The 13,153-nt window shown below is 62.0% G+C and carries 13 protein-coding genes and 1 pseudogene; 3 read left to right on the top strand and 11 right to left on the bottom strand.

What is annotated here, in order from left to right; genetic code table 11:
* Positions 1–176: 176 nt before the first annotated feature.
* A pseudogene (locus AC1DIX_RS26645) lies at positions 177–1,604 on the bottom strand (IS1182 family transposase); the annotation flags it as partial.
* 224 nt (positions 1,605–1,828) lie between these two features.
* On the opposite strand from AC1DIX_RS26645, the gene AC1DIX_RS26640 reads away from it, so the two are divergent.
* A complete protein-coding gene (locus AC1DIX_RS26640) occupies positions 1,829–2,170 on the top strand; it encodes a hypothetical protein (RefSeq protein ID WP_477328290.1) in 342 nt (113 codons plus the stop codon).
* A 1,000-nt stretch (positions 2,171–3,170) separates the two neighbouring features.
* Here the strand turns inward: AC1DIX_RS26640 and AC1DIX_RS26635 are convergent.
* A complete protein-coding gene (locus AC1DIX_RS26635; protein ID WP_477328289.1) occupies positions 3,171–4,331 on the bottom strand; it encodes an IS30 family transposase in 1,161 nt (386 codons plus the stop codon).
* Positions 4,332–4,437: 106 nt separating this feature from the next.
* Positions 4,438–4,563 (bottom strand): hypothetical protein, encoded by a 126-nt coding sequence (locus AC1DIX_RS26630; protein ID WP_477328288.1) that lies wholly within the window; start codon positions 4,561–4,563, stop codon positions 4,438–4,440.
* 1,073 nt (positions 4,564–5,636) lie between these two features.
* Between AC1DIX_RS26630 and AC1DIX_RS26625 the strand changes: the two genes are divergently transcribed.
* Positions 5,637–6,209, top strand: a complete 573-nt coding sequence (locus AC1DIX_RS26625; RefSeq protein WP_477328287.1) for a septal ring lytic transglycosylase RlpA family protein — start codon at positions 5,637–5,639, stop codon at positions 6,207–6,209.
* A 176-nt stretch (positions 6,210–6,385) separates the two neighbouring features.
* On the opposite strand, the gene AC1DIX_RS26620 is transcribed toward AC1DIX_RS26625, so the two are convergent.
* From AC1DIX_RS26620 to AC1DIX_RS26585, 8 genes are all read right to left on the bottom strand, one after another.
* Positions 6,386–6,817, bottom strand: a complete 432-nt coding sequence (locus AC1DIX_RS26620) for an HIT family protein (protein ID WP_477328286.1) — start codon at positions 6,815–6,817, stop codon at positions 6,386–6,388.
* Positions 6,818–6,829: 12 nt separating this feature from the next.
* On the bottom strand, positions 6,830–8,101 hold the full coding sequence (locus tag AC1DIX_RS26615) for a cyanophycinase (protein WP_477328285.1): 1,272 nt from the start codon (positions 8,099–8,101) through the stop codon (positions 6,830–6,832).
* Positions 8,102–8,169: 68 nt separating this feature from the next.
* Entirely contained in the window at positions 8,170–9,045 is an 876-nt protein-coding gene (locus AC1DIX_RS26610) for an EamA family transporter (RefSeq protein ID WP_477328284.1), read from the bottom strand.
* A complete protein-coding gene (locus AC1DIX_RS26605) occupies positions 9,042–10,274 on the bottom strand; it encodes a TCR/Tet family MFS transporter (protein WP_477328283.1) in 1,233 nt (410 codons plus the stop codon). The genes AC1DIX_RS26610 and AC1DIX_RS26605 overlap by 4 nt, the downstream gene beginning before the upstream one ends.
* Before the next feature lie 72 nt (positions 10,275–10,346).
* Positions 10,347–11,012 (bottom strand): HD domain-containing protein, encoded by a 666-nt coding sequence (locus AC1DIX_RS26600; RefSeq protein WP_477328282.1) that lies wholly within the window; start codon positions 11,010–11,012, stop codon positions 10,347–10,349.
* On the bottom strand, positions 10,993–11,697 hold the full coding sequence (locus AC1DIX_RS26595; protein ID WP_477328281.1) for a ribonuclease HI family protein: 705 nt from the start codon (positions 11,695–11,697) through the stop codon (positions 10,993–10,995). Before AC1DIX_RS26595 ends, AC1DIX_RS26600 begins: the two co-directional genes overlap by 20 nt.
* 74 nt (positions 11,698–11,771) lie before the next feature.
* Positions 11,772–12,332 (bottom strand): YXWGXW repeat-containing protein, encoded by a 561-nt coding sequence (locus tag AC1DIX_RS26590; RefSeq protein ID WP_477328280.1) that lies wholly within the window; start codon positions 12,330–12,332, stop codon positions 11,772–11,774.
* A 277-nt stretch (positions 12,333–12,609) separates the two neighbouring features.
* Positions 12,610–12,849: a hypothetical protein gene (locus tag AC1DIX_RS26585; RefSeq protein ID WP_477328279.1), complete on the bottom strand. Its 240-nt coding sequence runs from the start codon at positions 12,847–12,849 to the stop codon at positions 12,610–12,612.
* Positions 12,850–12,957: 108 nt separating this feature from the next.
* Between AC1DIX_RS26585 and AC1DIX_RS26580 the strand changes: the two genes are divergently transcribed.
* On the top strand, positions 12,958–13,153 hold a 196-nt coding region (locus tag AC1DIX_RS26580), incomplete at its 3' end, for a hypothetical protein (protein ID WP_477328278.1).

Raw genomic sequence — 13,153 nt, 5'->3', positions numbered from 1 at the left:
CCCAGGCCGTGTAAAAACGTGAAAGCGATGTCCGGGACCTGGTTGCACGAGCTGGGCTAATTGCCTGGCACCAGAAAGTGCCGCGACACGCCGGAACGACTATCCCGCATTTCCATCAGGGCGCGCAAGAAAGGCGCCCATAAGAACCCGGCTAGGGCCTCCAAAAAACGTGCGTAGGCCCGGATTGCATTCATCATGCTGTCGATGCCGAGAATCGCCATCAATCGTCTGAAGTTATAGGCGAGTACGTGCAGGCCCATCTCGGTCTTCACGCATTCCAGGCCCTTCGTCAGGAAGTGCGAGGCCCCCATCCACGACTTGATCGTGCCGTATGGGTGCTCAACCGAGGAGCGCCGCAGCCGCATCGCGTCGGGATTGTCGTCCAGGCGTGCCTGCATATCGTCGAGCACATCCTGATGCTCCCAGCGTGTCACGCGGCGGTTTTGGCTTGGCGTACACCGTTCCTTGAGCGCGCAGCCTTTGCAGTTTGAGCTCCAGTACCGATGGTTGGTCATGCCATTCTCGACTGTTGCAAAACGCCAGATCAGAGCTTGGCCTGCAGGACAGCGATACTCGTTCTTCTCTGGGTCGTAAATGAAATCGGCCTTGTCGAACCTGCCGTCGGACTTGGCATTGGACGTCTTCGTTTTCGGTACCAGGGCATGGATCCCGGCTTCATGGCAGGCCAGGATTTCCTTGCCGTTGAAATAACCACGGTCAGCGATTGCGGTAAGTCGCGTGGTGCCGATCGCAGTGCGGGCTTTCTTGGCCATGTCGGACAATTGGTCGCGATCGCTGCCGTTATTCGTCACGTCGTGCTCAACGATCAAATGATGCTTGGTGTCGACCGCGGTTTGCACGTTGTAGCCGACGATGCCACTGCCACGCGTCATCATTGAGCGAGCGTCCGGATCGGTCAGCGAAACCTGTGTTTCCCCGGTCTCTTGCAGCTTCGCTTCAATTTCCTTGAGCGCTGCCATCTGGCTTTTCAGCGCCGTAATCTTGTCGGTGAGGCGCACTGTTTTAGCCTGTTTGGCTGCCGGTTCTTGCCTGTCAGCCGTGTCGAGTTCGGCTAGGTAGCGATTGATGTTGGCCTCGATCTCCTGCATCCTGCGCTTGAGCTTGGCGTCGGTGAAATTGCGGTCGCTGCTATTGACGGCCTTGAACTTGCTGCCATCGATCGCAACGACCGCATCCGAGAACAAATCCAGCTGCTGGCACAACACAACGAATTGGCGGCAGACATTGCGGATCGCTTTGCCGTTCTCTTTCCGGAAGTTCGCTATCGTCTTGAAGTCCGGCGCCAGGCGTTGCGTCAGCCACATCAATTCGATGTTGCGCTGCGCTTCCCGTTCAAGCCGCCGGCTCGACTGGATGCGATTGAGATAGCCGTAAATGTAGAGTTTCAGAAGCACGGCGGGGTGATAAGCAGGCCGGCCCGTTTTCGCCGGTTGCACACGCTTGAAACCAAGGCCAGCAAGGTCCAGCTCTTCAACGAAAACATCGACGACACGCACCGGGTTGTCCTCTGCCACATAGTCGTCTAGGAGCTCGGGCAGCAGCGTACCCTGTCCCCGATCCTCGCCTTCGATAAAGCGCTTCATGTGGTATCCGTCTTGATGAGATACTGGCTCAACGTTTACTGGGCCGGTTCCGTTTACCTGGACCTACGTTTTTACACGGCCTGGGTCGGTTCCTGACGGTTGTGTCCGTTCGTGCTTTTTCCACTGCACCGAGCTGCTATGCTGACCCCAACGGCCGGGTTCGGCCAGAAGCGGACCTGAGCAAGGTAGTTATTTGACTCAGCAATGGCACCTTTGGACCACCTATGACACCTCGTGAGATCACTTCTGCGATGAACCGGCTCTTTCGGCATGAAACCGGAGGAAATGAACCTTGGCGTCATCTTATGAAAGATGGAGCACTGGATCGCGGCTTGTGTAACCGACTTCTTGAGGACTACATCTCTGACAATGAGGTTGTTGTATTCGCATATCCTCGCCACGCTCTTCAGTGCAAGCGTATCGATGCGCCCAAGTACATTGATGAGTTCATGAAGCTTGGCTATGTAAAGATCGCTAACCTTACCTTTTCATCGAAAGTGGTAATCGCACCTATCGGCGTGGGGCAAGGTTTTTCGAAAAGAAGTTTGCTTCTGTCTTCCGACTAACAATTTCTGCTTCGGGTCCCAAACCAGTCGTCGGATTACGGCGAGCTATCGCCGCGCTTACTTTGCGCCCCCCGATCTTATCCGGACTTTCTAAACGTAAAGATGTTAATCAAAACGCATGCAAGGCTCGCGATCGCGAACAAAAGTTGCATGTACGAATACGTTTCGTTGAATCTGCTCAAATACCCGAACACCGCAACGCCGATGAAACAACAGCCGGAGGCGATTTCCCATTTTTTCCTGCGCCAGACTCCGACAGCGGCCATGCCCAGACCTCCAGCTGAAAGCAGGGCCCACCCAAAATAAGACATACGCAACTCCTGTTAATGAACTGTCCCCTCCTGGCCGATTGTTGTCCTTCAGTGTACGGCAACTGTCGGCCCGAAGAAAACCACTCATGGATCATTTTCTGTGCGTCCGTCGAGTTCGAACCTTTATCCCACATTCTTCCAAGAACGGCATCATTACCAGCGGCACAACCCATACAGCGACCAGAAATCCAACCGTTTTGTGAAACAAAGGTCCATATTCAGAAAAATTGAAAGCTGACCAGTCCAACAAAAAGCAACCGCCTAAAATTAATACAAAAAGACGCGCCAAAAGCATCAAAAGACGTGTCCACCGGATTGGTTTCCGATTATTCTTTTCCACAGACTTAGTTCCCAAATAGATTTAGAGAAGTATTTGACCTAAAACACTATACTTCCCGGAAGAAACCATCCGCTTTAGATGACGATGTCGAGACCTTAAATTTCGAGCAGCAACTTTGACGTAGGATAGATGTCGGCTTTTGGCCTATTGTGTTGAAAAACTCGCCTGCAGTGCCAGCTAGAAACGGAAGATCGGTAACTCGACTGTTCAGAACGGCCGCTATGCTTCAAATGGCAGCCGACTGGTGTGTTGACGCCTCCGAAAATCGAACGAAAATGTTGCCACCCGACTTTTTCAACACAATAGGCCGATAGCAGTCTACCGCAGCTGGCCGCTCACGATTGCGCATTCAACCGGTCGACGCAACGCACTCAGCAAAGCGTTGAGCAGGTGATTGGTAGTTTAGTGTTTTTCGAGGACGTTCGTTTAGCCGCCTTGCTACGTCGTTGAGTTGTTCTTGTGAGTAGCTCGAGAGATCCAGGCCCTTCGGGAAATACTGCCGCAAGAGCCCGTTGGTATTCTCGTTCGATCCACGTTGCCAAGGATGGTGGGGATCGCAGAAATAGACCTGGATATGGGTGTCGAGCGTAAAGCGCTGGTGGTCAGCCATCTCTTTTCCACGGTCCCAAGTTAGCGGTTTGTAGAGCTCCTGCGGCAGCTTTCTTGCGTTGTGAATCAGCGCGTTAATCACCGACTCCGTGTCTTTGCCAGCCGTCTTCACCAGCATGACGTAGCGCGTCTGGCGCTCGACGAGCGTGGCAATCTGGCTGTTGTGACTGCCGAACAGCAAGTCGCCCTCCCAGTGCCCAGGGACAGCGCGATCCTCGGCGCTAGCTGGCCGCTCGCTAATTGACACGGTGCCAGCGATTCTTCCATGGTTGTCTGTCTTCTGTGTGTGATGGCGGGACCGACGCATGTTTCGAGTACGCCGCAAATGCTCAACCAATTCTTTCTTCAAGGCGCCCCTGGCTTGGATATAGAGGCTCTGGTAGATCGTTTCATGCGACACGTGATAGCCCTCGTCACTCGCGTATGCCTGCTTCAGCCAGCCTGATATTTGTTCTGGCGACCACTGCAACTGGAGCTTGCCGGCCACGATGTGGGCCAGCGTTCGATTCACCACGAGCTTACACGGCTTGGGACGTCGCGCTCGATCCCAAGCACATTGATCGGCTTGGATTGCGCGGTACTTTTCCAGGCCGCCGTTTCGTTTAATTTCGCGGCAAACCGTCGACGGTGCTCGCCCAAGAGCGGCTGCAATGTGGCGGATCGACTTGCCCGCTACCACGGCGCGCGAGATTTCTTCCCGCTCTGCCAGCGTCAGCGACAAACGAGAACGACAGCGTTGTGCTGGACATATCCCACCGGTCTCAGCCAGAATCCTCTCCACTGACGAGTGGTTTCGATCAAACAGCTGGGCAATCTTCTGAAGCGAATCGCCTTGCCGCCATCGCTCCCACATCAGTGCCTTCTGACTGTCCGAGTAATAGATCCGAGGTTTCCGTTTCATGTGAACACTCCTCCATATGTCTTAGAGTGTTGCGTTCACCAGTTGAATCCACGATCCAGAGCAGATCCTAAGATCGCGCGTGCAGACTTGTACCGCGCCGCTTGAGCTAGAACGTGCGGCCCCGCCCCTCGGCCACGACATCCGCTTCGAGCCAGACGGTCGGCTTGGAGTTCATTAAGGATACCGGGTTGGGATTTAAGCTGAAATTGATCGACTTAGGGTTGCCGTTCATTTTCACTTCTGCTCTTGAATCTGCTAACGGTTGTGGCCCGCACATGCCTGGGCAGAGTGGGATGGCATCTGGGGGGACGACGCTAACGCTTGCAAACGCAAAGGTAACGGGACCGTCTGAAATTGCTATCGCTCCTCGCACAGAGACATTCAAGCTCTGTCTCTTCCAAAGCATCTTGCAACCGGAAATCTCGCCGCCATTAGCACGGGTAGCGCCACCGTCATCAGCGTAGACAGGGATTGTTCCGCTAACTTTGCAAAGCTCGGTTATGTTGGCAATCCGTCCATGGATAGCTTCGACGAGCCGAATCGCGACGGTCATCCGTGCTTCGCGCAGTTGTGGAGGAGCTGCCGGCGGAGGAGGAATGGCGCTTGCCGTCAAAGCGCTCCATAAGAGTGGCACAGCTAGCCACCTTTTATGGGAAGCCTGTCGCACTATCCTCCCTATGACGCCAGGGTTCATTGATTTCCACATGTTCGCAGTTCTTGCTGGAGGATTGGGATTTTGAATAGACTGCTGGCGGCTAAGCCGGGCCGCTGGGCTCAGCATAGCACTTGGTCGGGCGGGAAAAATCGCAGACTGTCACAGAGGGCTGGAATCCACGACCCAAAGCGGCCGCTAGGCTTACGTCTTAAGCATTTCTGCGGCCCTTCACAAGCCGCTTCCATGCAATTAATTCAAGCACTCCACCCATAACCATAGCCAGCACTGCGCTTGTGTGCATCCCAATAGCTGAAAGCGCGACACTTGCAGCAAACATTGCAACTGTAATAACGTGATATTTAAGCATATGTCCTCTCTTTGGTCCGCTTCTGGCCCCGCTTGCGGACAGTCATGACCCCTGATGGGATTGCTACTTGACTAACATGGTATGCCGAGCCGACGCTCTGCAACGTGTCAATCCGGCCCTTCGCTGATCCRAGACTGCGACAGAACGATTTTTCTGTTCTGCCGTTCCACATGTATGATCGGCAAGCTCGGCCTTGAGCCTCGCAGTATTTGCCAACGGATGCCGAGGCAAGTCACCCGAAGTGATGGCGAGTCGGCGGAGTGTCTGGCGCGATAAAAACGTTTTGAAAGCAACGATGAGAAGCATTTTACCTATCTGCTCAACACCAGCGCTGATAGCTGCGTTGGCACTGTCCCTTGCAGCCTGCTCGACAACAAAAGTTCAGCCAGCGAAAGCTGGTGGGCGCTATTACCTCAACGATGGTCCACCAAAAGGCGTAACGCAGGCGCAGATTGATGCAGTCAACGAACCAGTACCTAGAACAGAGCGGTTCGTCTCCGGTACGCTCAAGCCCTATGTTGCAATGGGAAACAGCTACCGTCCGATGAACAAGTTAATGCCCTACCATGCGCGTGGCGTGGCAAGCTGGTACGGGACCCGTTACCACGGAATGCCGACGGCAAGTGGTGAACTCTACGACGTGATGAAGCTCACGGCGGCGCATCCACTCCTTCCCATCCCCTCTTATGTCAGGGTTACCAACGTCGAAAACGGTCGAACGCTGATTGTTCGCGTGAACGACCGCGGCCCATTCCTCTCTGACAGGATCATCGATCTATCGTACGCGGCCGCAGCCAAGCTCGGCTATGCGGCGAAAGGAAGCGCGCTGGTCGAGATCGACGTAATCCTGCCATAAAGGCCCTGGTGCTGTTACGACGGCCCGCTGCCGACTCGAAGCAGACTGGAAGCGGTTCAGATATTCCAGCCGATGCGTTCGACCAGTTCGTCAAGAGTCCTAGCTCGTCTCCGATATCCCATGCGCCGGGAAGCCCACATAAGGACTCGCGCTAGCAAATGCCGTCGTGGGACAAGTCAGCCAGCACCGCCCTCCAGCGCGGCCACGATGCGCGCCGCGATCTCGCGCAAATGCACGGGATCCGCAGGAACCCGCCCATGCATCCGCAAGGGCTCCGCTTCACGCCGCGGGATGATATGGAAGTGCACGTGCGGTACGGTCTGGCCCGCCGCGCTGCCGTTGAACTGGGCGATCATGATGCCCGGCGCGTCCAGCGCGGCCTTCACCGCCGCCGCCACCTTTTGCGTGGTGCGGATGCAGGCGCAGGCGCCGTCGGGGGATAGCTCGAAGATCTCGACCGCCGCCTCCTTCGGAATGACGAGGACGTGGCCGTCGGCTTGCGGCATGATGTCCATGATCGCAAGCGTGGCCTCGTCTTCGTAGATCTTCAGGGACGGCAGTTCGCCGCGCAGGATCCTGGCGAAGGCGTTCCCGGAATCGTAGTTCATTTCGTCGCTCATTCAATGCACCGTATTGCCGAGGATTGCGCCGCCCGAGGTGCCGTAGGTGTACGGACCGCTCAGGGATGAACCGTCGCCATAGGTCTGCACCGTCTGCGCGTTCCAGTTCGAGGTGTTGAAGCTCGCGCTCACCCTGAAGCTGTACTGCGGCGCCGAGGGGTAGGGCGAGGGCCTGGATGGCTGGGCGCTGAGGCGGTAGACCTGGATGTTGCTGTTGTCGACCAGCGGCTTGCCGGCCACGCATTGCGAGGGCGCGCCGTTGTACTTCACGAAGTAGGCGGAATTCTGCGCGGTGTACTGGGCCGTGGTGTTCTCGGCGTTGTAGGGATTGACCGCCATCTCCGCTTTCGCGCCGCCCGGGGCGCCGGAGATCAGCAGCGCGGTCTCCTCGTTGATGCCCACGCCGAGCACGTCGCCGTAGTTCGCCACGCCGCCGCTGCAGCCCTTGCCGATCCTGGCCACGAAGGTAAACAGGCGGCCCAGGCGGTCGCGCGTATTGAAGTGGGTGTCGGTGACGGTGTTCGCCAGCGGGGCGATGTTCACGAAGCTGCCGGTCTGGACGAACTTGTTCGACGAGGTGTTCAGCGGATCGAGGGTCACGTAGCGGTTGAACGGATCGCTCAGTGCCTTGGGCGATTCCACCGCGCCGTTCAGGGCGGCGAAGGCATACTGGCCCAGCATGGCGGTGCCGGCGCTGGTGCCGCCGACCGGAATGCCGGCCGCGATGGCTTTCTGGATCAGCGTGTTCAGCGAGGTGCTCTGCCAGTAATTGTAGTAGTCGGCCTGGTCGCCGCCGGCGATGAAGATGGCGTTCGCGCGCTTGACCACATTCAGGACGAAGGGATCCTCGGCCGCCGCGCGGTTCGGGATCACCAGGGTCTCGACGGAAGTCAGGCCGAGGTCGGCGCCGCCCACCATTTCGTAGCCTTTCGGGCTGGTGCTGTCGACCTGGCCGAGGCGGCTGTAGATATAGGGGTTGTAGGCGTCGGTGCCGGTGGCGCGGATGATCACGAAGCGGCCGCCGGTGCCGGGTGCGACGCCGGCGCGGGCGATCATCCAGCGGAAGGCTTCGCCGACGTCGTAGCCGCCGCCCACCAGTGCGACCGAGGAACTGCAGGCGCTCGTGGCGCAGGAGACCGGTTTGGCACTGACGTTCGGGTTGTCGGGATTGCCGAGGTAGGAGTAGGTATAGCTTTTTCCGGCCGTCGCCGCGTTCGATGCCGAAGCGAGCAGGAACATGACGCCGCACAGGGTTTTCTTATGGATGTTCATGGAGTCTCCGCCAGATAGGTGATCGGGGCCTGCCGGGCCCGCTTCAGGACCTTAGCACAACTTTATTTCTATGCAAGGCGCATGGCGATGGCGCCACAGGCGATGAGCCCTGCCGCCAGCAGGCGCCCGCGGCCCACGCGTTCGCGCAGGAACAGCGCGGCGATCGCGGTGGCGAACAGGATCGAGGTTTCGCGCAGGGCGGCGATCGCCGCCACCGGCGCCAGGGTCATCGCCCACAGCGCGATGCCGTAGGAACCGAGGGTGCTCACGCCGCCGACCGGCAGAAGCAGCGGCCGGGCGCGGGCCAGCGCCGCCAGCGCGCGCATGCGTCCGCGGGCGCTCCAGGCGCAGACCGCCACGCCGGTCAGCAGGAAGATCCACATGGTGTAGGCGGCCGGTGCGCCCGAGCGGCGCACGCCGGCGCCGTCGATCATGGTGTACAGCGCGATCACGCAGGCGGTCGCCAGCGCGAACAGCGTGGCGCGGCGCTGGCCCTGCGGCCGTTGTGCCGGGGGCGTGCGCGCGGCCAGCAGCATGGCCAGCACGCCGCCGCAGATCAGGCAGACCGCGAACCATTGCGCGCCGCTCAGGTGCTCGCCCAGCAGGATGCCGTTGAAGACCGCCACCAGCAGCGGTGCGCTGCCGCGCATCAGCGGATAGGCATGGCTCATGTCGCCGTGCTGGTAGGTGGCGATCAGCAGCAGGTAGTACACGGTCTGGACCAGGCTGGAGGCGGCGATGAAAGGCCAGCTGGCGGGCTGCGGCGCGGCCAGGAAGGGCAGCAGCACGGCGCTGGCGAGCGCGCCGCCGGCCACCACCAGCACGGTCGGGAGCAGCGGGTCGCCCTGTCCGGCGCGGCCCTTGACCAGCGCGTTCCAGGTCGCGTGCAGCAGGGCGGCGCCGAGCACCGCCGCGATCACGGGCAGCGGAATGGCCGCCGTCACAGCTGGCCGTGGCTGCGGAAGTAGCGCCGCGCGACCAAGAAGGCAAGTCCCAGCATCGTGGTGCCGACGAAGAAGGGCATGCCGATCCGCCAGTCCTGCGGCGGCAGGTGGCTGGCCGCGCCCAGCAGGAAGGTGCCGAGCAGTGGCATCAGGATCACGCCCAGGCTGCCCACCGATTGCAGGGAACCCATCAGCTCGCCCTGTTCGCCGGCGCCGGTGGACTTCGAGATGATGCCCTGCAGGGCGGGACCGGAGGCGAAGGCCAGCAGGTTGCACATGATGAAGACGTACATCATCCAGCCGTGAGTGGCCAGTCCGTACAGCAGGAAGGTGATGGCGCCGGAGGCCAGGCCGAGCAGGGTCAGGCGCACTTCGCCGAAGCGCCGGATCAGTACCGACAGCAGGCCTGCCTGGACCACGATGCTGACCACGCCCACGCAGAACATCGCGATGCCGTTGTCGCGCGGCGTCCAGTCGAAGCGGAAGGTGGTGTACAGCACCCAGACCGACTGCAGCATCATCTGCGAGAAGGTGGCCAGGGTGTACACCACGATCAGGCTGCGGATATCGCGCCGCCGCGCCAGCCGCGCCAGGCCGCCGAAGGGATGGATGTCGGCCAGCCGGAAGGGCTTGCGCTGGCCCGGCGGCAGCGATTCCGGCACCGCCAGGAAACCGTACACGAAGTTGGCGGCTGACAGCGCGGCGGCGACGTAGAAGGGCAGGTGCAGCGAGACGTTGCCGAGCAGGCCGCCCAGCACCGGGCCGCAGACGAAGCCCGCGCCGAAGGCGGCGCCGATCTTGCCGAAGCTTTTCGAGCGGTCCTCGGGCCGCGTCACGTCCGAGGCATAGGCCGAGGCCACCGACATGCTGGCCGAGGAGGCGCCGCCGATGATCCGTCCGATGAACAGGCAGGCCAGGTTCGGGGCCCAGGCCGTGGTCAGGAAGTTGATGCACATGCCGCCCATCGAATACAGCAGCACGGGACGGCGCCCGAGGCGGTCGCTGACCGCGCCGACCATCGGCATGAACAGGAACTGCATCAGCCCGAAGGAGGCAGCCAGGATCCCGTACCACATGGCCTGCTGCTCGCGTCCGTGGACGAATTCGCCGACCAGCCCGGGCAGCACCGGCACGATCAGGCCGATGCCAAGCATGTCGATGAACACGCAAATCAGGACGAAGTTCAGGTTGCCGGCCGGAGCCTTGGCAAGGGTCGCAGTGCTGGTCATGGGATCGCCGTCACGGATACGGAAAATCCCTATGTTAGCACTGTTGCCTGTCAGTTAATGGCAGTAGTGGGGTTATTGGCTAGCACTCCACTCGGCCGCAAAGGCGTCGCGGAAGTCCATCAGCATGGCCAGGCGCTGCTCGCCCAGGCGGCGTCCGGCCGCGGTCTGCATCATGCCGGGCAGGAGGGCCAGCTTGACCGGGATGTGGTCGAGCGAATAGGTCTTGTCGTCGAGCGGACGCGCGGTCGCCAGCGGATCGCCGCCGTGAGCCAGGCTGCTGCCCATACGGCCGGCGATGTAGAACATGCGCGCCAGCCCGACCGCGCCGAGGCCGTCGAGGCGGTCGGCATCCTGCACCAGCCGGGCTTCGAGCGTGCGCGGCGCGATCGCGGCCGAGAAGCTGTGCGCTTCGATCGCATGGGCGACGGCGTCGAGCTTCGCGGCCGGGAAGCCGAGTCCGGCCAGCCGCGCGCGCGCCAGCTCGGCCGAGAGCCGCGAGGCGCTGGAGCGGGCCGGATCATTCTTCGGCAGGTTGACCAGGTCGTGCAGGTAGCAGGCGGCCAGCACCACCGGCACGTCGGCGTCCGGATGATCGGCCAGCAGGGCGCGGGCATTGCGCCAGACGCGGTCGAGGTGGTTGGCATCGTGGGCGCCGTCGAGGTCGCCGGCGGCGCATTCCGTGGCGAGGGYGGCCAGGCGCGCGCGCCAGGCCTCGAGTTCAGGAGAGTTCAGCTGCATAAGTTGCGGTTTCGGTTGCGTTTGCATGGTCAGGGAAATCGTCGAAGGCGCGCTGCGACAGCGCGTCCGCCTGCTGGTTCTTGTGGCGCGGGACCCAGCGCAGGACCAGGCCGTCGATGCGCGCCATCAGTGCGCGCGCCGTGGCGCGGTAGGCGTGCAGGGCCGGCGCGGCGAGGGCGTCCGGGCCGGTCACGTCGCCGATCACGACCTGGCTGTCGCCGTACACCGTGAGGCCGGACACGCCGCCGGCGACGGCCGCTTCCAGCACGGCGATCAGGGCGCGGTATTCGGCCTCGCTGCTGTTGCCGTGGCCGGCGGGGCGCGAGATCTCGACGCTGCCGCCCGGCCCGTCGAGGCGGGCGCCGATCCCGCAGCGTCCCGGATTCGGGCGCGCCGAACCGTCGAACCAGGCGCGCCAGGCGCTGGGCGGACCGTCGTGGCGGCGGGCCTGGCGTGCCCGCGCCGCCTCGCGCAGGGCGTCGCGGGCGGCGCTGCGGCTGGCCTGGGCGGCCAGGTCGGCGCTGCGGGCCTCGACCAGGGCGGCCAGGCCGGCCTTGCCGGCTTTCAATTCCAGGGTGCGGCGCAGGGCCTGCTCGTCGCTGAGGCCATCGGCGGCGGCCAGGCGGCGGCTGGCGGCGCGTTCGCTCTTGTAGGCGATCTCTTGAAGACGGGAATGCTCAATCATGCCGGGAGGATACCCCAAAACGCAAAATGCGCCGGCAGGCGGCGCATTTTAAGAAGGACATCGGGCAGCGTCGATCAGCGGCGCCACGGATTGTCCGGGCGGCGGTCGTAACGGTTCGGCACGCCGTCGCCGTCGCGGTCGCGGTCATAGCGGTTCGGGACGCCGTCGCGGTCCTGGTCCCAGCGGCCGTCGCGGCGGCCGTGCTCGTAGCGGTCGGGGATGCCGTCGCGGTCGCGGTCCCAGCCGCGGCGCACTTCGTAGCGGTCCGGAATGCCGTCACGGTCGCGGTCGCGGTAGCCGCGCTCATATACCCTATCATAGCCGCCGTACGGGGTCCAGCGGGCCGGCTGCATATACCAGCCGCCGCCGCCCTGGGTCCAGACCGGCGCATTGTAGACATAGCCCGGCCGCTCGGCGACCCAGTAGCCCGGCACCCAGACGTGGCGGTGGCCGGCCCAGTTCCAGTAGCCCGGCGCCCACGCATAGCCGTGGCGCGGCGGCGGGACCCGTTCGTAGACCGGCGCCGGCGGCGCGGTGCCGATGTAGAGGCTGACGTTGCTCGCGGCCAGCGAGGGCAGGGGGGCGGCGGCGGCGCCGGCGAAGATCAGGGCGGCAAGGGCAAGGGTGCGTTTCATATTCGGTCTCCAGTCCAGTCAAGGATCAGATGCGTTTTCGACGAGTTCACTATAGCTCGGTCGAGCACCGCTGTGGGCGTCTGAAAAAGTCGCTTACATCTGAAACAGAATCCGGCCGTTTGATGGTGCCTGGAAGCCACGCTGCCCGGTGGGCGCTGGAGGGGATCGATGAGAGGAGGAGTAAAGCGGAGGGTGAAGCGGAAGGACGATGCGGCAACTCAGCTGGCCGCGGGCAGGTTCCGGCGAAGGTGCCGGCGCCGCCCGCGGACGCCGCGGTTCATTGGATGCCCCCGTTGCTGTTGCCGGTGCGCTCGGCTTGCAGGGACAGGCGTTTCTCGGCCTCGGTCATGCGCTTGGCGGTGACGTGCACGACCGGCATGCTCGACTGGGCGACGACTTCGATGCGGGCCGGGGCGCTGGCCTGGGCCGGCGGAATCGCTTCGACGGCCACGCTTGCCACACCGGCGACGCTCAGCGAAAACAGGAAGGCGGCTTCCATGTGCTTGATGATGTTCATGATGTTGCTCCTTTCGTTTCGGGTTGTGAATCGGGTTTCGATGTGTGCACTTTATCCAGACGGCCCTCATGTCTCCAGCGGCTTGCGACAGGCCGCAAGAAACGCGGGATGAAGTGCGAAAAACCGCGCCCGAAACTCTGCGTTTTCGGCCGCCCCCCGCTAGGCCTGGCCGACACATCAAGGGGAGGCGGCATGATCGCAACGGTGTTCGGGGCCCTGGCGGCGGGGCAGGCGCGCTGGCGGCGCGCGCGCAACCTGCGGGCGGGACGGGCGCGCACGCGGCCGGACGCGCGTCCGCAAACGC

This window comes from Massilia sp. 05N420 (assembly GCF_056397205.1).
Note: the sequence above shows the minus strand (reverse complement) of the source record. Positions and strands in the feature narration are given on the sequence as shown.

Excerpts from the sequence above, each read along its gene's own strand:
- AC1DIX_RS26640 (WP_477328290.1), top strand. The coding sequence starts at position 1,829 with ATGACACCTCGTGAGATCACTTCTGCGATGAACCGGCTCTTTCGGCAT.
- AC1DIX_RS26635 (WP_477328289.1), bottom strand. The coding sequence starts at position 4,331 with ATGAAACGGAAACCTCGGATCTATTACTCGGACAGTCAGAAGGCACTG.
- AC1DIX_RS26630 (WP_477328288.1), bottom strand. The coding sequence starts at position 4,563 with ATGAACGGCAACCCTAAGTCGATCAATTTCAGCTTAAATCCCAACCCG.
- AC1DIX_RS26620 (WP_477328286.1), bottom strand. The coding sequence starts at position 6,817 with ATGAACTACGATTCCGGGAACGCCTTCGCCAGGATCCTGCGCGGCGAA.
- AC1DIX_RS26615 (WP_477328285.1), bottom strand. The coding sequence starts at position 8,101 with ATGAACATCCATAAGAAAACCCTGTGCGGCGTCATGTTCCTGCTCGCT.
- AC1DIX_RS26605 (WP_477328283.1), bottom strand. The coding sequence starts at position 10,274 with ATGACCAGCACTGCGACCCTTGCCAAGGCTCCGGCCGGCAACCTGAAC.
- AC1DIX_RS26595 (WP_477328281.1), bottom strand. The coding sequence starts at position 11,697 with ATGATTGAGCATTCCCGTCTTCAAGAGATCGCCTACAAGAGCGAACGC.
- AC1DIX_RS26590 (WP_477328280.1), bottom strand. The coding sequence starts at position 12,332 with ATGAAACGCACCCTTGCCCTTGCCGCCCTGATCTTCGCCGGCGCCGCC.
- AC1DIX_RS26585 (WP_477328279.1), bottom strand. The coding sequence starts at position 12,849 with ATGAACATCATCAAGCACATGGAAGCCGCCTTCCTGTTTTCGCTGAGC.